The sequence below is a fragment of the Mesorhizobium loti genome (genome assembly GCA_014189435.1).
GTDB lineage: Bacteria > Pseudomonadota > Alphaproteobacteria > Rhizobiales > Rhizobiaceae > Mesorhizobium > Mesorhizobium loti_G.
Genome location: CP050293.1, coordinates 1,459,239 through 1,478,176, shown reverse-complemented (window position 1 = coordinate 1,478,176; position 18,938 = coordinate 1,459,239). Strand labels below are relative to the sequence as shown.

Below are 18,938 nucleotides of genomic sequence, written 5' to 3'. Positions count from 1 at the left end.
GCTTCAGACAGCCGACGGGCTGTTGGCCGAGACCGTGACGTCGAGGGTTACATGGCCGGCGCCTGGTCCGAAGCGGCAGAAAGCCTCGTCCAGCGCCGAAAAGATCGCACCGGCATCACCGCGCAATTTCGTGCAGAAATGCTTGGAACGCTCATAGACGCCGGACTGCTTGAGAAAATCGATGCAGCCGTAGATCTCGTCCATGTGGTCGTCGGTGCCCATCACATAGAGCGAGAACTGCGCTGCCGCCGGCTGGCCGGTGGCTTCGGCATTGCGCACCGCCGCGATCGCCGCATCCTTGCGCGGACCGAGTGGCCCGACAGGCCCGCCAAGTGCATCGGAGCGGCAGATCGGATCATCCGGCTCGCCCGGGCAGCCGCGCGAGATGGTGGCCGACAACACGCAATGTCTGCCGCTGCGTGCTGCCGCCACGAAGAGGTCGCGCATGGCTGGAAACAGCACTTCGGGCGGCCCGACCAGCAAGGTCGAGATGTCGTCGGTCTCGATCCTGAGCTTGTCGCGCCAGGGATCGAGCGCGCCGAGCGCGCCAAGGATGACACCGACGAAATCGTCGGCCATGGGATATAGGGAAATCTGTGCGCCTGAAAACATCGCCCGCCTCGCTCCGCTGGTATTACCCAGATCAGCTTCTAGGGTCTGTGGGCTTGCCGCCCCCGTCTCAGCCCCGACCGTACGGAGCACCCCTGTGGATGTGCGGGTTAAAGCACCATTCGAGCTGAAGTGAAAGCCGTTTTTTCCGCGCACTGCGCCAAAAGCATTGCGCCAGGGGTGGTGCCGCCTGAGTGGAATTATGTCGGGAACCTTCGCTGCCGCGACCGGCTCTCCCCATAGTCGCGATGCAATCGCCTTCGTACGCCATCAACCACCTGACCGTGTTTGGCCAGCATGTGCATGCCGCAGGAAATCGACGAAGGCGCGCACCGCCGGCGGCGTATGGCGCTGCTTGTGGTAGCAGAGGAACCAGCCCGGAAAAGTCGCGCACCAGGCATCCAGCAGCGAGACCAGTTTGCCGGCGTCGATCAGCGGACGCACCAGCTCTTCCGCCCAGAAGGCAATGCCGACGCCCTGCACCGCGGCGGCAATCGCCATGTCGCGGCTGGAAACAACCAGCGGACCATCGGCCGCGACCGAGAACCACTGGCCATCCCTGGCGAATTCCCATGCGTAGAGGCCGGCGCTGCCTGGCCGGCGCCAATTGATGCAGCGGTGCTTGAGCAGATCCGCGGGTGCTGACGGCGATCCGTGACGAGCGATGTAGTCCGGCGAGGCCACGGCGAGCTGGCGCTGCGCGCCGCCAAGCGGCACGGCAACCATGTCGGCTTCGAGAAATTCGCCAAGCCTGGCGCTGACATCATAGCCGGCCTCGACACTGTCGATGGCGGCATCGTCGATCGTCACATCGAGCACGATCTCCGGCCATGTCTGATAAAAACGGCCGAGCACCGGCTCCAGATAGGTGGCAGCGGCAACGCTGGGCATATGGACGCGCAAGATGCCAGCCGGCGTGTCACGCAAGGCGGCGGCATCGCCGACCGCCGCCTCCATCTCGGCCATGGCCGGCGCGAAGCGCGCGTGCAGACGCGCGCCGGCTTCGGTCAGCGAGAGGCTACGGGTCGTGCGGTTGAGCAGGCGCAGGCCAAGCCGCGCTTCGAGCTGGCGGATCGTCTGGCTGAGCGTCGATGCCGAAATTCGGAGACCTTCCGCGGCACGAGCAAAATTGCCATGCGCAACGACGGCGGCGAAGGCCTTCAATTCAGCATAGTCACTTCCGCGCATTATGCCAGATTCTCCAATGAGTATAATGGAATTATATCGCATTTTCCGCGAGGCGTCTGTTGTCTAGCTTGAAGACATGTCTCAAACGGCGCCGATCAATCGGCATTGAGCGCATCCGAATCTCCCTCTGAGCAGGAGCAGCGAACATGTGGAAACTCAACGGAAAAATCGCCCTGGTGACCGGTGCCTCCTCCGGTATCGGAATGGCAACAGCGCTTGCGCTGGCGGCGCAAGACGCGGTCGTTGCCATTGCGGCACGGCGCCGGCAACGGCTTGACGATCTGGCCAAGCGCATCCACGACACCGGCGGCGAGGTGCTCGTGATCGAGGCCGACATCACCGACGAGGAGCAGGCAACCGCCATGGTCAGTCGCGTGCTGGAAAGCTATGGCCGACTGGACATGCTGTTCAATGTCGCCGGCGTCGGCGTCGCCGCCCCCTTCCAGAACACCACCACCAGCGAATACCGGGCGATGGTCGACACCAACATCCTGGGACTGCTCTACACGATCAACGCGACGATGCCGGCGATGAAACGGCAGGGTTCGGGCCATATCGTCATCGTCTCGTCCGGCACCGGCCGCTACATCCACCCTTCGGTCGTCTATTCCGGCACCAAGCACGCAGCCAGCGCCATGGCGGAATCGCTGCGCCGCGAAATCGGCAAGGACGGCATCCGCGTCACCGTGATCGAACCGGGCGCGGTCAGGACCGAGTTCACTGCCAACATGCGCGATGACGTGCGCCTGGCGGTAGAGCAAAGACTGGGCGACATGGAGCTGTTGGAGAGCGAGGATATCGCCGCCGCGATGCTCTACGCGGTGTCGCAACCGCCAAGGGTCAACGTCAACATCCTGACGCTCTACCCCACGCAGCAGGCATGATCTGGGATAGTCCGCAAGGCGAGGATCGGGGCTTTGGCCCCGATCCTGTAAACCTTACGAAACCGCCTTCTCGCGGACCGGCAGCTTCCAGCCTGGCCTGACGAAGTGGCAGGTGTAGCCGTTGGGGTATTTCTCCAGATAGTCCTGATGCTCAGGCTCGGCTTCCCAGAAGGGACCCGCCGGCGCGACTTCGGTGACGACCTTGCCCGGCCACAGACCCGAGGCATCGACATCGGCGACGGTGTCTTCGGCGACACGCTTCTGTTCGTCGCTGGTGTAATAGATCGCCGAGCGATAGCTCATCCCGACATCGTTGCCCTGGCGGTTGTGGGTCGTCGGATCGTGGATCTGGAAAAAGCGCTCCAGCAGCGTGCGATAGCTTATGATTGCCGGATCGAAATTGATCTCGATGGCCTCGGCATGGCTGCCATGGTTGCGATAGGTGGCGTTGGCCACGTCGCCGCCGCTGTAGCCGACACGGGTGGAGATGACGCCGGGATAGCGCCGTATCAAATCCTGCATCCCCCAGAAGCAGCCGCCGGCAAGGACTGCGCGTTCGGTCGAAGTCGCCATATCACGTCTCCTCAAAAGCAATTCCGGCAAAAGCGCGTAGCGCTTTCCCTCGGGAATTGCGCAAAAGCAAGTTGGATCTCCCCATAGATGGGCATTGTCGCCTGCTTCGTCCAGCGGGGCCGACGGACCGGCTTCAATTGCCCGGTCGGGTGAGGCTGTCGATCACACTCGGCAACTGCGGCGCGCCGGGCGGAACGGCGGCAAAGCTGATCGCCACCGGCGGTGCCTTGAGCGACCAGTCGAAAAGAACTGTCTTGACCGGGGTGTTGCCCAGCCACGCCTGCAGATAGGGTGGTACGTCGTGCCCAGGCCAGACCAGAAGTATGCCGTGGTCGCGCAGCCGCTGGCTGGTGATCCAGGGGGCGTATTGCATGTTCAGTTCGGTGAAGATCGATGGCTTGTCATAGGCATTGAGGCCCGCCAGCGGCGCAAGAAGGGGATGGCCGCCGACGATGTCGAGCCGACCGGGCGCGGCCGCATGCCAGACGGCCTCAGCCTCGTCCGAGATCTTCTGCGCCGGCCAGCAGACGGCGTCCATGCGTCCACGCAAATTGCATTTCGTCCAGCGGATGCTGGCATAGGCACCGGAGATGCCGATAATGCAGATGAACGCGCAGATCGCCAGCTTTCGCATCTCGACGGCGCCGAGACGATGGCCCAGGAGGGCGAGCGCCACAACGCCGGCAAGATTGTACATCGGCGCGCCCCAGGCCTCGCCTGCACCTGTGAACAGGGACGCCGCCATGACGAGGATCGCCGGGCCAAGCCCCATCCACAAGAGATAGATGAGGGTACTGCGCGCGACGGGTTCTTGCGGCGGGGGCGAGCGCCGCAAGAGCCCCGATATCGCCAGCACCAGAACGAAGCCGCAGAGTCCGGCAATCTGGACGCTGATGTAATAAAAGCGGGAGCGATGGGCCAGCACCCACTGATCGCGCCAGGCGGCATAGGTCAGCGGCAGGAAATCCATGCGATAGAGCTCGACGGCCAGCGGCGCTGCGACGGCAACGAAAACCGCCAGTCCAAGCCAAGGCCAGGGCGTTGCGAGCCGGCTGCGTGCCCGTGCGTCGCACAACAGCCAGAGCGCACCGAACAGCAGCAGCAGGCCGGTCGAGAACTTGGCGTAAAGCCCGACGCCCGACACCAGCCCCATCAAAAGCCACCATCTTGCCCCACCGTCGCGGGTTGCACGCCACAGCAGCCAGCAGATAGCAGCCCAGAAGGGCATTTGCGTGTAGTCATGATTGAACTGCGGGGTCGGCCAGCCGAAGAAATAGAGCGACGGCATCAAAAGCACGGCGGCCAGCGCGCGGGTTTTTCCGAGCATGTCGCGGGCCAGCAGATAGACGAAGACGAAGGTCGCCGAGATGACAAGCTGGGCCAGCAGATATTGCGGCCAGCGGAACGATCCGGTCAGAAGATGGCTGGTCTCGAGCAGCCAGCCGGGAAGCTGCGGATGCTTGTAGGTCAACAGCACCCATTCGCGTCCCCACATGAAGCCTTCGACGACATCGTTGGGCGGTGAGACGTTGACAAGCGCCGGCGCCAAAGTCCAGCACAGGATTTGTGTCAGGCACAAAATCGCCAGCAAATACCAGGGATGACGGATCAGACTGGACCAGATCGATGGGGAATCGACGGCGGCCGCAAGCAATCCCGCCGGCCCCCAGTGATCCATGGATTCATCTATTCCCGCCATGCCGCGCTTAAATCACATAGTCCGGTTTGACGAACAGCCCCAAGCATCGAAGCTTACGAAAAAGTATAGCCGTGTGCCATTGCAGCACCAAGATCGGGCAGGAGTATCGACGCTCCTCTCCCCCAGGCAGGACAGCGCTGCACGCCTGACCCTGTCTGAAAAAATCCGGGTCCCAATGCGCCACCACCATGCCGTCATCCACTACCGTGCGCTCGACTTCTGGATGGCGCGTGCAGCCGTTCTGGTCATCATCTGCCTGCAGCTTCTGGTCATAAACAACCTCTCATTCGGGCCGCGCTGGCTGGCGCCGGCGCTGGAGGCCGCCCTGCTGCTGCCCTTGTCGGTGGCCACGGCTTGGACACAGGCCGCCACCCGAAAGGCAGTCGAGGATCACGAATGGCACGCGATCGGGCAATTTCGCATCATGATCCGCAGAACCGCCTTGACCATGACCGCCATCATCAGCGTCATGAATTGCGGCTCGCTGGTCTTGCTGGTGCGTGCCTTGCTGGAGGGCCATGCCGGCAACAGCGGCACGACGCTGCTGATCGACGCGCTCAACATCTGGGTCACCAACGTCATCGTCTTTGCCCTGTGGTTCTGGAGCACCGACCGCGGCGGGCCGCCGACCTGCGGCCTCGTCAAGCTTGCACAGGCCGATTTCCTGTTTGCGCAGATGACGCTGAACGACCGTGAGCTTCGCGATTGGCTGCCCGGCTTCGTCGACTACTTCTTCCTCGCCTTCACCAATGCAACAGCGTTTTCGCCCACTGACACGCTGCCGCTTTCCCAACGCGCCAAGCTGCTGATGATGGCCGAGGCCATGATCTCGCTGCTGACCATCGCGCTGGTCGCGGCACGCGCGGTCAACATCCTGGCTTGAGGCTTGCCGCCGGTCCCGAAACGCAAAATAGCCCGCCCCGGCGAACCGGAGCGGGCTATGACGAAAGTGTCTCGGGAATCTGTCAAGCAGTCGCCAGCAAACAACACCAACCGGCGCGCCAACAGCTACTCCTCCGGCACCGACTTGAACCGCCTCACGACAAACTCGAACAGGACGTCCGAAATCCACATGGCGCAGACACCGATCAGGAAGGCGGCGGCCAGCGTGGTGGTGTCGTCGGCGGGGTCCGGCATCGGCAAGCCGGTGATCCTGGCGTAGGACACCGCCGGCAGCGTCAAATAGGCCGCGGCAAGCGCGCCGCAGATCGGCGAGGCCACCATTTCGCGCAGCTTGTAGCGATGCCGCGACAGCGCCCGCAGAACGCCACCGGCGAGCCCCGCCGCCACGACCGGTCCCTTGATGCCGAGCAGGTCGAAAAGATCGTGCATCACGGCCTCCATCCACAGAGCTTCCGGCCCTTCTCGTTGTGAGCAAGGATCGCCGCCACCGACGCGCCGGAAAGGGTCGCCACCTCTGCCTGTGTCGGCCGTATGGGATGCGCGACCGCACAGAACGACCCGCCTGATGTGGTACAGCCGGCCAGCGTGAGCGAGAGCGCTATGATTTTGACCATCTGCCCAGCCTCCCCCGGTTGTCGTCCGGCGTCCGGCCGGCGATGGCGTCGTCGATCTTCTGGGCTTCGGTGCGCGCCGTGGCGTCGGCGGCATCCTGCCTGGCCTTCTGGCTGGCCTTGCCCTTGGCATAGGCCGTCCAGAGACCGGCAAGCGCAGCGCCCATTGCAGCGAGATACGGCCAGAATTGGCCAAGCAGTGCGAGCGCTCCCATCTCATGTCTCCTTGGCCGGCGGCGGCGCGACCATGCCGCGCGGACCGTCACGCACCGCGTTGATGATGATCTTGGCCAGCGCAATGGCGCCGCTGATCTGAAGCGCGGTGCGATCGCTCACGCCGAACATCGTCCAGTCGAAGCCGGCCAACGCGCCGCCGCAGATGATGGCGATCAGCGTGTTGAGAAAATTGTGCAGCGCGTTCGTGTTGAACCATGTCATCAGAAGAGACCCCCGAAAAAACCAGTGACGTGGTGCCAGAAGGCCGCGAGCGCTCCCGCAATGAGAACGAGGATGCCGGCCGCGGCAGCCGTCTTGCCGCCGGATGGTGGCGCCGGCGGCACAGGCTGGACCGCCGGTGCTCCACCAACTGATGTTTCGACCCTGAGCGGCTGCGGTGCAGGCGCGGCCACCGGTGGCCATTGTGCCGACATCAACAGGGCCTGAACCCGCACCGACCTGACGCGATCGGACCAGCCGCGCCCGAAGGTTTTCCATGTCGGCAGCCGTTGGAGAAACGCCAGCCGCGTGTCACAAAGCGCATCGATGATGACGCCGGCCGGCCTTGCCTTGACTGCCGCAAGGGTCGCCGGTCCGACCCGGCCATCCTGGGCAACGCCCGCGACCGCTTGCAAATATTTCGCCGCCCGGCCAGGCCCGCTGTTCACCGCGAAATCGAACACGGCAAAGTCGACGCCATCGGGCAGCTCGGCGCCGAGCACCGCGTCCCAGTAGAAACGGCGATAAATCGCGGCGACCTGCGGATCGCTGATCCTGCGCAGATCGGCCTTCGTCGCGTTGGCCTTCACGTAGCGACGGAAATTGGCGAGCGTCACCCCTTCATGGTGGCGCCGCCGGGGTCAGCCGGATTGTCCGACCAGCCGCCTTCCGATTTGAGGACGAGCGCAAGCGCCCGCGCGAAGTTGCGGTCCATGGCGATGGTTCCTTTGAAGATTGGTCGGCAGGGGCCGACGGAGAAATGCGGGACGACGGTGCCGTCCGCAGCGCTTCAGTCGATGCGCAGAGCGATGTTCATGCGATGATCAAGGTAAGGCAGAAGGCTACGCGAGAACCGAGCAGTCAGGCGCCTTGCCAGCAGCTGGACGAGCGAGTTTACTTCTGGCTGCTGATTCCAGCTTGTAGGGAACCGAGATGATCTTAGAAGCCATCCGGAGCGCTCGCGATCTTGGCTTTGAAATTCTTACCAACGGCAAAAGAACGGTAACAGTCCGGAACATCACCTTGTCTTTGGACGGCGTCTCCCGCCGCATGCGATACGTGATGGCCAGAGGCTACGAGGATCAAGACGCGGCTCTCGCTTCGCGCTTTCTGAACCGCCATGACAAGGTTCTTGAGGCTGGCAGCGCGATCGGCTTCATGGCGCTGAACTGTATGATCGACATCGGCATCGAAGACTATTGCATGGTTGAGGCGAACCCTCACCTTGAGACCTCCATGAGGGAGAATTTTCGCCTCAACGGGATCAGCTTGCCCGTTCTCAAGACTGTCGCTGTAGGTCCGTCCGATGGCTATATCAGCTTCGGTATCAGCCAGAATTTCTGGTCGTCCAGCGCGTTGCGTCGAGACAACGAAGCCGAACGGCTCACGGTACCTATGCTCTCAATCCCGACAATCGTTTCAGACCTTCCGTTCAGGCCAAATGTCTTGATCATGGATATCGAAGGCGCCGAAACGAGCATTCCGCCGAACCATTTTGAGCTATTTGAAAAGCTGATTGTAGAGTTTCACCCTAAATTGACCGGCCGTGCCGAAGCGCTGGAGTTGGAGCGGAACATAACCAGGCGCGGATTTACAGAGTTTGGCCGAGCCGGAGGAACAATCGCGTTTATAAAAGCGTGATGATACCGCGGTCGTGGTCAAGGCCGACGTGGTGTGGGCGAATGGCCATCTCTGACAGTGATCATCCGGCGAGATCGCACTTGCAGAGTGGCTAAACTGGCCATCACCTGAATTATGAAAAACACGATAACGATCGGTCGGATCAGCGCAAGAATGTTCTCAGGGCTGTTCCTGTGGGCGTACACCCCAATCGTGGCCGCCACCAGAAGGAACAGAAAAAACACCATACCCCTGCTACGAACTATCGAGTTACTCAGAAACAGGATGCTGGCACCATAAACTCCTCCTGCGATCAGGACACCAAAGAGCCCGCCGATCGCCCAGCAGTGCGCCCATAAATTAGAGGCTAGCCCGTACGTCGCCTGGGAAAACACCTGCTGCTGCAAAAGCTCGTTGAAGCCGCTGCTTCCAAACCCGAAATAGGACGGCACCAGCAGAAACTGCGCCAAGCAATCCCGGACCGTACTCCAAAGCGGATATGAAATATTCAAGGCGACGACTTTTTCAAGCAGCTCATGTGTGCCGAAAGCCTCCCAGCCGGCCTGCAAAGACATCGCGTCTGTCGATGCGAGAATGTCGCTGAAGGACTGGTCGGACTTCAAGGACACGTAGAAAGGTTTGGCATAGAAAATGACGGCTAGCACTGCTCCGGCTGCGCCCACCGATTTTCCGGAAAACAGCGTCCTAATAGCTGGCCGGCCCCACATGAGGGCGATACCCAGAGAGATTAGGGTGATGACCGGGGTAGTGCGATCTGCGCCGACAACGATCAACGCGAGCAGGCATGAGAAGACCGCTCTGGCCCAAGGCACCTGAAAATACCACCCGACGAGGAAACCGAGAGCTATTGCCCATTTCCAGAGAAGCCAGTCGGCGCCGATGTAGGAGCTTATCTCTGTGCGAGCATCGAGCAGCCATAAGAAATTGCCAGATTTGTACGCCAAAGAGCTGTAGCAAAGAATGATAAGTCCGAGCGCCGCCAACAGAAACCGGTTCAAATAGACTGGATGCGGTATTGCTCGGATCGTTGGCTGCTTCTGCGCATAGCCGCTCGTGTCGGCGGCAAGAAGAGAAAGCGCAAAGCCGAGCCATGCCACAGCCATCACCAGCGTGGCCGCATCGGAGGTCGGGGCGTAGTATGCCGACATCTTGCCGGATAAAACCGGCCGAGTGATGCCGAGTAATGTCGGAACGCTATAGGCGCAAAGACCAACGAAACCGATCCAGATCGCCGAAACTGTGGGGAATCTGGTCAGCAAAAGTACTGTCGTCGCAATAACCGTTGCCCACAGCAAAAAGAACATAACTCCTGATAACATCAGGGCTATCGAGTCGCAATTTGCTAGGGCTCGAAATCCCCTGACCAGCCGAACTGACAACCCACAATCCTGTCGCATAAGCCTCCAGGATCACGCGCTCGCCTGGGTCTAGGATGAGATATTTTCCGGCGCCGCCGCCCTTGATCGTGTCCGTCCCGTTGGGATCGATGTTCATGACATGGGTCCCATGCACTCCGGCGAAGCCGATCCGCAAGCCAGGCACGGCCGGGGGCAGCGTATGCGTCCGCGCCGCACCGGCGCCGTTGTTGTGGCAGAAGGCGCGATTATGCAAGCCAAACAGCGTTGTGTTGGCGCTCAGGTTGATCGGCACACTCGATGTCCCCTGCAGGCCGGGATTGTCGCCGCCAATGAACCGGGTCACGATGCCCGCCGTGATGGAGCTGCCAGTGCCGTCACCAACCCATTCCGACATGTCGAAACCATCGACCAGCATTTCGTCGATCACGCCACCGGTGGTCACCCGAAAGGCAATGCCGACGGAAGTCGAGTTCTTCAGGGCGATGTCCCTGAGACTGACTTTGCGCAGCCGTTGGCCCGCGGAAAGGTTGAACCGGATGCCATGCGACTGTGTGTTGCCCCTGATGCCCGTAAGGCTGAGGCTCGCTGGCGTGACGCAATTCGCGATCACAATGGCGTCGGTAGAGCAGTTCATCAGCGTGCCTGGACCGATCGCAAGCGGTGTCTGGTATGGCGCTCCGATTGCGGCTGTGGCGCCGGACGTACCGCCCGTAATTGTCTCGCCACTCGAGAAGATGCCGGCCGAACCGCGCACATAGATGCGCCGGGTCACGCTGCTTGCCGTTTTGGCAACCGCCGAGGTGCCGCCGGTGATTGTTTCAGCGGCCTGGAACGTTCCGCTTGCCGGCAATACCCGCAGCACGTTCGCGAAGAAATCGACCAAGGTGCCCATCGCGCCGGATGAACCGCCTGTCACCGTCTCGCCGAGTTCATAATCGACTGTTGAACCGGCGATGACGATTTCAACATGTTGGAACCGCAGGATTCCGGTCGAGCCAGAGGTGCCGCCGCTGACAGTCTCGCCAGTCGCAAACGATCCAACTTGCGAGCTGAGGGCGAATTGGTACTCGCCGTTGGGCTCCAATTGCAGAGCGGTGTTGTAGCGATCGATGTACCAATTATCGAGCCGGCCGGATTGAATCTGAACACCGAAGACGTTACCGGCCGCACTGCCAGAGAGCCGGTTGCCGGCCGCCTTAACATTCGAAATGACGATCTCGCTATTTGCGTCGGTCGCAGCAACGCCAACCAGGCAGTCATTCGCCACCACGTTGGTGATGATCCCTCGTGGATCTCGCGCGCCGGTCATTTCCACCCAGACACCGGCGGACGGACTGTCGAGATGTGCATCCGCGAAAACCCCGTCGACCAACACGTCGGTGGTGTTGAGGTTTCCCGTATAGGTCAACACGACGCCGTCGCGTTTGCACTTCGCCGACCGGACGTTGCGCACGATCGGCTTGCGGACGCCGGCCACGTAAACCGTGTCGCCAAACTCGCCGCCGGTTGGCGTGACGATGTTGTAGCCGTCAATGTCCTCGATCGTTGGGCTGTCAACACAAAGCGCCATCACGCCGGCAAGGCCAAGATTGCGGACTTTCACGCCGCGGATTGTCGGCCGCTTCCGGCGTGCACCAGTGGAGAGGCCGGCGCGAATGCCGATGGAAGCCTGGTACCCGGCATGTGATCCACCATCGATCGTCAGATCCCCGTCAACCTGCACGTCGTCGGCAGCGATATCGATCACAGGATAGTGGCTGGTGACGGCACCGACTGGCGCGCGCAGGATCAGAGCCGAGCCACCCAGGCATTCGACGCGCTTCTTCGCTGTCGAGACAACGTGGTTGCCGTCGGTCTGGTAGGAGCCGTCAATCAGAACATGCGGATAGCTCCCCGAGAGCAGTGCACCGATAGCGGCGGTGGCGTTCGCACCGCCACCTCGCGCGCCGAGCATGGATGCCGTCACGGGGATTGACGCCAGCGTATACCCCGCCAGCGTCACGCCATCGCTCAAGGTGATCACCAGATCCCCGACGGAGGTCCCGTTCTTGCGATAAACCGCGCCGCTGCCTGCAACCTGGTGGCTGTCGTAGAATGCGGTGCGGATGTATGTCGGGGCGATGACCGGGGAAAACGCCTGAGCGGCCGCGAGTGTCGCGAATTGCGGATCGATCACCGTCGTCATGGCCTCGGCCGCGACATTGGCGGCGGCCTGGGCCTGGTCGATGATGTCTTGCGTGGCGTCTCGGATATCGCCGACGATGTCGTCGGACTGGTAGAAGCTGAGGACGATACTACTGGTTCCAACGACAGGATCCAGCGTCTGGAAGGCAAAGCTGCCCTCACCTCGTCAACAGGTTTTGAGAAAAAATTCCTAGGACTAATTTCCTCAAAGACTTTCGAAGGCAGCGCCTCGCCGCCTTCCGGAGCGAAAACGCTGCTCGCGCGTTTCGATCTTGATCTGGCGCAATTCCAAAGGGAGAGCGCGATGCGCTTTTCCGGGAAAACCGTTTCACACTTTTCCTGGAATTGCTCTGGCCACGGGAGCAATCGCCATGAATGTCGCCAATCTGCAACTCGAAGGCCTGCTGATGGCCGTCGCGTCGGTCAACCGCCTCCTGGTTCAAAAGGGGGTGCTGACATGTGAGGAAATCGACGTGGCCTTGCGCAAGACCGAGGCCGGCGAGACCAACCAGGAGCGATCCGAAGGCATGTCCGCGTCCAGCCGTGACGCCGTCAACTTCCCGATCCGGCTGCTGGAGCTCGCCAATCAGTGCCAGCCGGAGGCGGACATGCCCTCCTTTTCGAAGCTGGCCCGCATGGTCGGCAAGATCAAGGAACCCTACAACGACCAGCTATGAGGGCGCCAAGGCAGCGGACAACGAACCGGCGCCGGCAAGCCCGTGGAACTCCCGCCGGCTGGCTGGTCTTTGGCCGACGGCTGTGGAATCATTAGCCAACACGCATGGAATGATTCCCCGTCACACGGCCTTGTGGGAGAGGACGATGGACAGACCAGCCATGGCATCCGTGTTCAGGATGCGGCATGCGCCGGCCACGGTTTCCGGAGTGCGCAGCACCGGCCAGGGTCAGGCCGATCCGGTCATCCGCGTGCGTTCGCTCGGCGAAGCGATCCGCTTCGTCGCCCACGCCTATCCCCAATACGATATCAGCGCCGTCGCCATCATTTCGAGCGATCCTTCGGCCCTCCGCCTCGGCAGCCTGGAGGTGAAGGCGCTTTGGCGCGAATATGGCGAGCGCCTGACGCAGGAATAGGCCACTTACCCGTGGCTCGGCCCTGCCTCACGCCCTGCCCGGCCATCCCAAATTGAGCGAAAGCACTCTGCCTGGACCTTGCACTGCCGCGAACAGCAGTCCGGCCAGGAAGGAAAAATGGTCGATGAAGAAGCCGAACTCGGCCTGGTTGCCGGCCCAGTGGCTGGGTCCGTGGAAGGCAAGGGCGAGGAACAACACATAGGCGGCGGCGACCAGGGCCGCCTGGGTGAAGAAGGCGCCGGTCAGGAAGCACAACACCAAAGCGACTTCCAGGATCGCCGCGCACCAGGCCAGGAACAGCGGAAACGGAAAGCCGGCGGCGGCGATGTAGCCGGCGGTCGCCTCCATGCCCATGAATTTGAAGGTCACGGCCATCAGGAAGACGCCGGCGAAGATCAGCCGGGCGATGAGAAGGGCCGCGGTCTGCCACGGCGATTGAGTGATTTGCGACGACATGCTTGGTCTCCAGCTTTGCAGGTTCGCTCCTAGGACGCGCGACGACCGCCAGCTCCGACACATCAGGCCATTTTTTTCTCGACAAGTGCGATGCAGGCGCTCCGCAAGGGACCCGGGATGCCTCTTGAAACCAGGCGCGGTGCCGGCAGGACCGATTTTCGGTTTGCCGGCTGACGGTATATTATTGCCCGCTCAAAGGGGGGGAATCGGACATGGCCAAGGCATTGACCATCGGCGCACCGCAGCATCCGGCGATGAGCACCGCCTATGAGCAGGAGTGCAGGGAGATGCTCGTTCCCCATCTCGACGCGCTGCTGGACAAGGTCGAGGCCGCCGGCTGGGATCGCGAACAGGCCGCATCAGTGCTCATGTATCTTGCCGCGATGCGGCTGAAGCCGGTCTGATGGCGGGCCTCGTCAGCCCCGACGGCGTCCTGGGCGCCGCCCGCGAGAATCATGAAACTTGTTGGTAACCGCGATCGTGCTATTGTTAGCTGGGGCTAATGTACGGGGTATACCGGTGCAGTTATTTCGGGCGGGCTGAAATTGAGCACACGCGTCAGATTTGAGGCAAAATCCCTTGCCGTCCGGTCGACGGCACTGGAATGCAGCGGCTGCGGCGGCGCCGGCCAAATCTTCCAATGCCCGCGCTGGACGAGTTCCAATGGCAATTGCTGCCCCGCCGGCACGCATCAGCGCGGCTGCCCCGGAGTCAGCACCGCCTGCTCCGAATGTGACGGCGATCACCTTTCCAACACCGACCCGATGCGGCCATCGGCCTGACACAGGCTGGTTGGGAACCTGGCTAATCGTTCCTCGTCATGGGCGCAGACGCCCGTCGCTTCGTCATCCACGGGCGGAGCAAGGAGCGCAGCGACGCAGCGCAGACCCGAGGATCCATGCCGCGACTTCCGGGCGTCGCCACGGGGCCAAATTCTGCTCCGCTGTGCTCCTCGACTAATGTCACGGCATGGATCCCCGGGTCTGCGCGACGGAGCTTCGCTCCTGCTTCGCCCAGGGATGACGACGTTGGGGGCCCGGCCAATCCTGGGTCCACCGAAACGAACGATACCATGGCGTTATTGTCGTGCCGGTGGAACCAGCGACGCCGATCTGTGTTATGTCCTGTTGATCGCGGGATCGGGCGCCGACGGCTGCGCGTTTCCCCGACAACAGAAAGTGAGGCCTGAAATGGCTGACGACAAGTCGAAGACGAAACAGGACCGCAAGCTGGTCTCGAGCGAAGAGCCTTACGAGGTCGCTGCCTTTGCCCGCAAATACGGCATTCCGCCAAGCGAGGCGCAGACCATCATCAAGCGTTACGGGCCATCGCGCAAGAAGCTCGACGCCCATATGGCGGCGCGCGGCTAGAGCGTTTTCCCGGGATCGGGACGGGATTCTGTCCCAGACGAGCCGATGCAGGCCCTGTCTCGGACGAGCACCTGTCCCACCCGGCCCGCAGCGCCATGCATTGAGGGAGGTTGCCATGTCCGACACCATACGCAGGACCGGCAGTTGCCTGTGCGGCGGCGTGCAGTTCTCGGTCAGCGGTGCGCCGCTGCGCATTGGTCTTTGCCATTGCAAGGATTGCCGCAAGGCCGGCGGCTCGGCCTATTCGGCCTTTGCCATCTGGCCGCGCGAGGCCTTCGAGACGACAGGCCTCGTCAGTTCCTATGGCACGCGCAGCTTTTGTCCGACCTGCGGCGGCCGCGTCGCCTGGGTCGACGACAACGAGGCCGAGGTGATGATCGGCAGCCTCGACATCGCGCCGACCGATCTCGTACCCGAATATGAATTGTGGACCTCAAGGCGCGAGGCCTGGCTGCATGCCTTGCCCGGCACCGAACAGTTCGAGCACGACCGGCCGGCGGCGCACAACGCCGAAGTGCCGGCGCCGAGGTCGCTGTCGGACGTCGATGCGGCCGAGTGAGATTTGATCTCTGGCGCAGGGAACCCTGCCCTGCCGCCGACGTTACTGGACGCCTCTCGTGCATGTCGCCGAGCATTTTTCGCGGCATGCATCAGTCACGGAGACGACCGTTGAACGACAAGATGTTTCCCCGGCCCATCAGGTTGAAGTTTGCCCCGGAGCGTGAGCGTGTGGTGCGCAGTGCTTGGGAAGGCCTGGAATGCCTCGGCGACTGGCCGGCTGGCCGGGGCCGGCGCTACCGGGCGGCATTGCGCAGCTGTCGCGATGCGCTGGACGGCTGGACGCCGCCGGAAAAGGCGATGCGGGCGATGATCGACGCCGCGCGCGAAGCAAAATTCCTCCAGTAGCGGAAACCAGGACATGGCCGAGTTGATGCTGTCGACGCCGATGCGGATCAGGCCGCATGGCTCCGACACGATCCGCGACATCACCACGCTCGGGGATGCCAGCGAAATCCTCATCGACTGGCCGCACGCCAAGCGCGGCCCGTTTTATCAGGCCGCGCGCGAACAGGTCGAAGCAGCGTTGGAAAGCAAGGCGGGCGCTGCCGAGGCGCAGGAAGCATTCGCCGCGCTCTGCAACCATGCTGGTGTGCTGGTTCGGTAAGGCATGAAAAAGCAGGCGAGGCACCGTGCCTCGCCTGCTTTTTTGTTGAAAATCGGTATGATTACTCGGCGGGAAGCTCGCCCTGTACGATCGGGGTAGAGCTTTCGAGATCCAAAACTCTTTGGCGCCAATAGAACCAAAGCAATCACAACGGCAATCGACGCCAGCAATGTGGCCGTGGTCGCAATGTCTCTCACGATAATCTCTCCAAATTCCCAGTCCTGAGAGAAACGTTCCTGAGAAACCGAGGTTCCATTAGCTTGGGCGATGATACCGGCGGGCCTGCGTTTATTGTTTCGGCGGCTGGGGCGGCACTTCGCCCGGCTTGATCACCGGCGTCTTGCCTTCATCAGGCGCCGGCGCGGCCATTCCCTGGTCGCCGGTGGCGGGCGGTTTCAGCACGCCGCCGCAATCGTTGAGCTTCTCCGTCAGATCGTCGCTGTCAGGCTGCTGTTTTGCACCTTGCTCCGTCTGGACCCGGCATTTGTCGGCCTGCGGAGCCTGGCTGTCGTTCTGCTGTTGGGCGGCGGCCGGCGCTGCCAGCGCCAGCACCAGGCTGAATGGGACGATGGCGAGAAGTCTCATCTCGGCCTCCTTCTTCCTGTCTCGGTCGCCTGCGCGACCTTTCCCTTCACAGGGACAACGCCTGTCGATGAAAAAGGTTGGCCGCTTCCGCCCGTTGCAACCAAAACCGATCGCCACCCGTTGCGCGTGCCGGAGGCGACCATGTTCGATGATTTTCAAAGTTCGGAAATCGACACCGGCGCTGCCGGCATATTCTCGCTGCGTGCCGGTAGCGGACCACCGCTGCTGTTGCTGCACGGTTTTCCGCAAACACATCTGATGTGGCGCGACATTGCGCCCGTCCTGGCCGACCGCTTCAGCGTCGTCTGTGCCGATTTGCGCGGCTATGGTGGCAGCTCCTGTCCGCCGTCGGACCCCGATCACGCGCCCTATGCCAAGCGCGCCATGGCCGACGATATGGTGGCGCTGATGGACAAGCTTGGATTCTCCCATTTCATGGTCGCGGGCCATGATCGCGGCGGGCGTGTGGCCTACCGCATGGCGCTCGATCATCCACGCAGCATCGACAAGCTCGCCGTCCTCGACATCGTGCCCACCGCCGACGTCTGGGACCGGGCCGACGCCAGGCTGGCACTGGGCTACTGGCCGTGGTCGTTGCTGGCGCAGCCCAAGCCGTTGCCGGAGAAGATCCTGTCCGTCGCCACCGAGGCGATCGTCGACAACGCGCTGAGCGGCTGGGGTTCATCGCCATCGGTGTTTCCAGCCGAAGTGCGTCAGGCCTATGTCGATGCCTTGCGCGATCCATCCCACATCCACGCGATCTGCGAGGAATACCGGGCGGCGGCCACGCTCGACCGCGAGCACGACCGTTCGGACAAGGTTGTCGGCCGGCGCATCCACTGTCCGCTGCTGGCACTGTGGAGTGGCCAGGGCGCACTCCAGGACTGGTATGCCGGCGAAGGCGGGCCGCTGGCGCTGTGGCGCGGCTGGGCCGACGACGTGCGCGGCCAAGCGATGCCAGGCGGACATTTCTTTCCCGAAGAGAACCCGGCGCAGACCGCCGAGGCGCTGGCCGGCTTCTTCGGCTTCGGTGAACCGGGCCAGGCCGCCAAGAATATCCTTGCGCGCGGGTGAGCCCCTCAAGGGCTGAACGACGGCTCGGGCTCGGCAGCAGGGATCTCTGTGCCGAGCTGCGGAACGATGATCGAATCCAGCGGCGCCGTCAGCGACCAGCTGAGATGGCCTGGGCTGCGCTCCAGCACCGCCGAGCCGTTCAGCGATTGCGGCGCGACCCGCTGCAGGACGACGGTGCCAAAACCCTTGCGCGTGTTTTCGTCTTGCCGCTCCCCTGGTCGCTCCTCTTCATGCACCGGCATCGTCTCGTCCCAGACGAGATGGATTTCCCGCTTTCCCGAAACACCGGTGGCGATCTGCCAGGTGATCTCGAGCCGCCCGGTATCATCAGCCAGAGCGCCATATTTGGAAGAGTTGGTGCCGAGCTCATGAAATGCCATTCCGAGATTTTGCACGGCGTTCGGCTGCAAGGTCAAAAGCGGTCCGGAGAGCGATATCTGCTCCTCGTGGCCGAACGGCTTGAGCTGCTCCTGGACGAGATCGAAAAGGCTGGCGCCCGCCCATTCCGAGTTCACCAGCAGGTCGTGCGATCGCGACAGCGCCATGATGCGAGAGCGGATCAACTCCTCGAATTCACGCGGATCGGTCGAGCGTTTGCTGGTCTCCCGGATCATCGAGAGGATCACCGCGAACTGGTTCTTGACGCGATGGTTCACCTCCCGCAGCAAAAGCCTGATCCGCCGCTCGCTCTCCTTGGTCGCAGTGATGTCGCGGGCGATCTTGGAAGCGCCGATGATCTCGCCCGACGCATTCCTGATCGGCGAGACGGTCAGCGATACGGCAATGATGCCGCCGTCCTTGCGTCGCCGGATCGTCTCATAGCTGGCCACGACTTCGCCATTGCGAACCCGGCCGATGATGTCGGCCTCTTCATCTTTCAGGTGGTCGGGAATGAGCATGAGCACTGATCGGCCCACTGCCTCCTCGGCCGTGTAGCCGAACATGTTCTGCGCTGCCCCGTTCCAGCTGGTGATGACGCTGTTCAGGTCCTTGCTGATGATGGCATCGAAGGACGAAGCCACGATCGCCGCCAGCCGTGCGTGGGCGGTGATTTCGAGCAGGCCATCGATGCTTGCCAATTCCGTCATTGCCCCCACCTTGCGGATCACGC

24 protein-coding genes, 1 pseudogene and 1 riboswitch are annotated in these 18,938 nt (G+C 62.3%); of the genes and pseudogenes, 12 read left to right on the top strand and 13 right to left on the bottom strand.

Annotation, left to right across the window (positions count from 1 at the left end; translation table 11 throughout):
* Positions 1-3 precede the first annotated feature (3 nt).
* Both HB777_07190 and HB777_07185 read right to left on the bottom strand, forming a co-directional pair.
* Positions 4-612 (bottom strand): HMP/thiamine-binding protein, encoded by a 609-nt coding sequence (locus tag HB777_07190; protein ID QND63704.1) that lies wholly within the window; start codon positions 610-612, stop codon positions 4-6.
* A riboswitch (TPP riboswitch) is annotated at positions 603-716 on the bottom strand. It overlaps the preceding gene by 10 nt.
* Positions 717-879: 163 nt before the next feature.
* Entirely contained in the window at positions 880-1,797 is a 918-nt protein-coding gene (locus tag HB777_07185; GenBank protein ID QND63703.1) for a LysR family transcriptional regulator, read from the bottom strand.
* A gap of 146 nt (positions 1,798-1,943) precedes the next feature.
* Between HB777_07185 and HB777_07180 the strand changes: the two genes are divergently transcribed.
* Positions 1,944-2,681, top strand: a complete 738-nt coding sequence (locus HB777_07180; protein ID QND63702.1) for an SDR family NAD(P)-dependent oxidoreductase — start codon at positions 1,944-1,946, stop codon at positions 2,679-2,681.
* A 54-nt stretch (positions 2,682-2,735) separates the two neighbouring features.
* On the opposite strand, the gene msrA is transcribed toward HB777_07180, so the two are convergent.
* Together msrA and HB777_07170 are read right to left on the bottom strand one after the other, a co-directional pair.
* The gene (msrA, locus tag HB777_07175; protein ID QND63701.1) at positions 2,736-3,254 is read right to left on the bottom strand and encodes a peptide-methionine (S)-S-oxide reductase MsrA; all 519 of its coding nucleotides are present in this window, start codon (positions 3,252-3,254) and stop codon (positions 2,736-2,738) included.
* Positions 3,255-3,387: 133 nt separating this feature from the next.
* Complete coding sequence (locus HB777_07170; GenBank protein QND63700.1) at positions 3,388-4,953, bottom strand: glycosyltransferase family 39 protein; 1,566 nt, start codon at positions 4,951-4,953, stop codon at positions 3,388-3,390.
* A gap of 175 nt (positions 4,954-5,128) precedes the next feature.
* Between HB777_07170 and HB777_07165 the strand changes: the two genes are divergently transcribed.
* Positions 5,129-5,836 (top strand): hypothetical protein, encoded by a 708-nt coding sequence (locus HB777_07165; GenBank protein QND63699.1) that lies wholly within the window; start codon positions 5,129-5,131, stop codon positions 5,834-5,836.
* Positions 5,837-5,961: 125 nt separating this feature from the next.
* Here HB777_07165 and HB777_07160 read toward each other — a convergent pair whose 3' ends face one another.
* From HB777_07160 to HB777_07145, 4 genes and pseudogenes are all read right to left on the bottom strand, one after another.
* Positions 5,962-6,285, bottom strand: a complete 324-nt coding sequence (locus tag HB777_07160; GenBank protein ID QND63698.1) for a hypothetical protein — start codon at positions 6,283-6,285, stop codon at positions 5,962-5,964.
* Positions 6,286-6,454: 169 nt separating this feature from the next.
* A complete protein-coding gene (locus HB777_07155; GenBank protein ID QND63697.1) occupies positions 6,455-6,682 on the bottom strand; it encodes a hypothetical protein in 228 nt (75 codons plus the stop codon).
* Between the two features lies 1 nt (position 6,683).
* Positions 6,684-6,905, bottom strand: a complete 222-nt coding sequence (locus HB777_07150) for a hypothetical protein (protein ID QND63696.1) — start codon at positions 6,903-6,905, stop codon at positions 6,684-6,686.
* Positions 6,905-7,617: pseudogene (locus HB777_07145) on the bottom strand (glycoside hydrolase family 108 protein). The gene HB777_07150 and the pseudogene HB777_07145 overlap by 1 nt, the downstream one beginning before the upstream one ends.
* A gap of 218 nt (positions 7,618-7,835) precedes the next feature.
* Here HB777_07145 and HB777_07140 point away from each other — a divergent pair.
* Positions 7,836-8,543 (top strand): FkbM family methyltransferase, encoded by a 708-nt coding sequence (locus HB777_07140; protein QND63695.1) that lies wholly within the window; start codon positions 7,836-7,838, stop codon positions 8,541-8,543.
* A gap of 17 nt (positions 8,544-8,560) precedes the next feature.
* On the opposite strand, the gene HB777_07135 is transcribed toward HB777_07140, so the two are convergent.
* Both HB777_07135 and HB777_07130 read right to left on the bottom strand, forming a co-directional pair.
* Positions 8,561-9,802: a hypothetical protein gene (locus HB777_07135; protein ID QND63694.1), complete on the bottom strand. Its 1,242-nt coding sequence runs from the start codon at positions 9,800-9,802 to the stop codon at positions 8,561-8,563.
* Positions 9,738-12,086: a hypothetical protein gene (locus HB777_07130; protein ID QND63693.1), complete on the bottom strand. Its 2,349-nt coding sequence runs from the start codon at positions 12,084-12,086 to the stop codon at positions 9,738-9,740. The genes HB777_07135 and HB777_07130 overlap by 65 nt, the downstream gene beginning before the upstream one ends.
* Here HB777_07130 and HB777_07125 point away from each other — a divergent pair.
* The 3 genes from HB777_07125 to HB777_07115 all read left to right on the top strand — a co-directional run bounded on the left by HB777_07125 (position 12,063) and on the right by HB777_07115 (position 13,177).
* Complete coding sequence (locus HB777_07125; protein QND62431.1) at positions 12,063-12,548, top strand: hypothetical protein; 486 nt, start codon at positions 12,063-12,065, stop codon at positions 12,546-12,548. The two genes, HB777_07130 and HB777_07125, sit on opposite strands and share 24 nt — an antisense overlap.
* Complete coding sequence (locus HB777_07120; protein QND63692.1) at positions 12,457-12,762, top strand: hypothetical protein; 306 nt, start codon at positions 12,457-12,459, stop codon at positions 12,760-12,762. Before HB777_07125 ends, HB777_07120 begins: the two co-directional genes overlap by 92 nt.
* Positions 12,763-12,907: 145 nt before the next feature.
* Positions 12,908-13,177 (top strand): hypothetical protein, encoded by a 270-nt coding sequence (locus HB777_07115; GenBank protein QND63691.1) that lies wholly within the window; start codon positions 12,908-12,910, stop codon positions 13,175-13,177.
* A 27-nt stretch (positions 13,178-13,204) separates the two neighbouring features.
* On the opposite strand, the gene HB777_07110 is transcribed toward HB777_07115, so the two are convergent.
* Complete coding sequence (locus HB777_07110; GenBank protein QND63690.1) at positions 13,205-13,633, bottom strand: DoxX family protein; 429 nt, start codon at positions 13,631-13,633, stop codon at positions 13,205-13,207.
* A 212-nt stretch (positions 13,634-13,845) separates the two neighbouring features.
* Between HB777_07110 and HB777_07105 the strand changes: the two genes are divergently transcribed.
* The 5 genes from HB777_07105 to HB777_07085 all read left to right on the top strand — a co-directional run bounded on the left by HB777_07105 (position 13,846) and on the right by HB777_07085 (position 16,168).
* The gene (locus tag HB777_07105) at positions 13,846-14,037 is read left to right on the top strand and encodes a hypothetical protein (protein QND63689.1); all 192 of its coding nucleotides are present in this window, start codon (positions 13,846-13,848) and stop codon (positions 14,035-14,037) included.
* A gap of 786 nt (positions 14,038-14,823) precedes the next feature.
* Positions 14,824-15,003 (top strand): DUF3606 domain-containing protein, encoded by a 180-nt coding sequence (locus tag HB777_07100; protein ID QND63688.1) that lies wholly within the window; start codon positions 14,824-14,826, stop codon positions 15,001-15,003.
* Between the two features lie 115 nt (positions 15,004-15,118).
* On the top strand, positions 15,119-15,562 hold the full coding sequence (locus tag HB777_07095) for a GFA family protein (GenBank protein ID QND63687.1): 444 nt from the start codon (positions 15,119-15,121) through the stop codon (positions 15,560-15,562).
* Positions 15,563-15,672: 110 nt separating this feature from the next.
* Positions 15,673-15,909: a DUF982 domain-containing protein gene (locus HB777_07090; GenBank protein QND63686.1), complete on the top strand. Its 237-nt coding sequence runs from the start codon at positions 15,673-15,675 to the stop codon at positions 15,907-15,909.
* Positions 15,910-15,922: 13 nt separating this feature from the next.
* Positions 15,923-16,168, top strand: coding sequence for a DUF982 domain-containing protein (locus HB777_07085; GenBank protein QND63685.1), 246 nt, complete (start codon positions 15,923-15,925; stop codon positions 16,166-16,168).
* A 288-nt stretch (positions 16,169-16,456) separates the two neighbouring features.
* Here the strand turns inward: HB777_07085 and HB777_07080 are convergent, their stop codons facing one another.
* Positions 16,457-16,753, bottom strand: a complete 297-nt coding sequence (locus HB777_07080) for a hypothetical protein (GenBank protein QND63684.1) — start codon at positions 16,751-16,753, stop codon at positions 16,457-16,459.
* 141 nt (positions 16,754-16,894) lie between these two features.
* Here HB777_07080 and HB777_07075 point away from each other — a divergent pair, with 141 nt between their 5' ends.
* Entirely contained in the window at positions 16,895-17,827 is a 933-nt protein-coding gene (locus tag HB777_07075) for an alpha/beta hydrolase (protein QND63683.1), read from the top strand.
* A 5-nt stretch (positions 17,828-17,832) separates the two neighbouring features.
* Here the strand turns inward: HB777_07075 and HB777_07070 are convergent, their stop codons facing one another.
* Positions 17,833-18,915 (bottom strand): PAS domain S-box protein, encoded by a 1,083-nt coding sequence (locus tag HB777_07070; protein ID QND63682.1) that lies wholly within the window; start codon positions 18,913-18,915, stop codon positions 17,833-17,835.
* Between the last annotated feature and the right edge of the window lie 23 nt (positions 18,916-18,938).

Bases quoted from the DNA above. Each gene is read 5' to 3' on its own strand.
- HB777_07190 (QND63704.1), bottom strand. From the start codon at position 612: ATGTTTTCAGGCGCACAGATTTCCCTATATCCCATGGCCGACGATTTC.
- HB777_07185 (QND63703.1), bottom strand. From the start codon at position 1,797: ATGCGCGGAAGTGACTATGCTGAATTGAAGGCCTTCGCCGCCGTCGTT.
- HB777_07180 (QND63702.1), top strand. From the start codon at position 1,944: ATGTGGAAACTCAACGGAAAAATCGCCCTGGTGACCGGTGCCTCCTCC.
- msrA (QND63701.1), bottom strand. From the start codon at position 3,254: ATGGCGACTTCGACCGAACGCGCAGTCCTTGCCGGCGGCTGCTTCTGG.
- HB777_07170 (QND63700.1), bottom strand. From the start codon at position 4,953: ATGGCGGGAATAGATGAATCCATGGATCACTGGGGGCCGGCGGGATTG.
- HB777_07165 (QND63699.1), top strand. From the start codon at position 5,129: ATGCGCCACCACCATGCCGTCATCCACTACCGTGCGCTCGACTTCTGG.
- HB777_07160 (QND63698.1), bottom strand. From the start codon at position 6,285: ATGCACGATCTTTTCGACCTGCTCGGCATCAAGGGACCGGTCGTGGCG.
- HB777_07155 (QND63697.1), bottom strand. From the start codon at position 6,682: ATGGGAGCGCTCGCACTGCTTGGCCAATTCTGGCCGTATCTCGCTGCA.
- HB777_07150 (QND63696.1), bottom strand. From the start codon at position 6,905: ATGACATGGTTCAACACGAACGCGCTGCACAATTTTCTCAACACGCTG.
- HB777_07140 (QND63695.1), top strand. From the start codon at position 7,836: ATGATCTTAGAAGCCATCCGGAGCGCTCGCGATCTTGGCTTTGAAATT.
- HB777_07130 (QND63693.1), bottom strand. From the start codon at position 12,086: ATGACGACGGTGATCGATCCGCAATTCGCGACACTCGCGGCCGCTCAG.
- HB777_07120 (QND63692.1), top strand. From the start codon at position 12,457: ATGAATGTCGCCAATCTGCAACTCGAAGGCCTGCTGATGGCCGTCGCG.
- HB777_07115 (QND63691.1), top strand. From the start codon at position 12,908: ATGGACAGACCAGCCATGGCATCCGTGTTCAGGATGCGGCATGCGCCG.
- HB777_07110 (QND63690.1), bottom strand. From the start codon at position 13,633: ATGTCGTCGCAAATCACTCAATCGCCGTGGCAGACCGCGGCCCTTCTC.
- HB777_07105 (QND63689.1), top strand. From the start codon at position 13,846: ATGGCCAAGGCATTGACCATCGGCGCACCGCAGCATCCGGCGATGAGC.
- HB777_07100 (QND63688.1), top strand. From the start codon at position 14,824: ATGGCTGACGACAAGTCGAAGACGAAACAGGACCGCAAGCTGGTCTCG.
- HB777_07095 (QND63687.1), top strand. From the start codon at position 15,119: ATGTCCGACACCATACGCAGGACCGGCAGTTGCCTGTGCGGCGGCGTG.
- HB777_07085 (QND63685.1), top strand. From the start codon at position 15,923: ATGGCCGAGTTGATGCTGTCGACGCCGATGCGGATCAGGCCGCATGGC.
- HB777_07080 (QND63684.1), bottom strand. From the start codon at position 16,753: ATGAGACTTCTCGCCATCGTCCCATTCAGCCTGGTGCTGGCGCTGGCA.
- HB777_07075 (QND63683.1), top strand. From the start codon at position 16,895: ATGTTCGATGATTTTCAAAGTTCGGAAATCGACACCGGCGCTGCCGGC.
- HB777_07070 (QND63682.1), bottom strand. From the start codon at position 18,915: ATGACGGAATTGGCAAGCATCGATGGCCTGCTCGAAATCACCGCCCAC.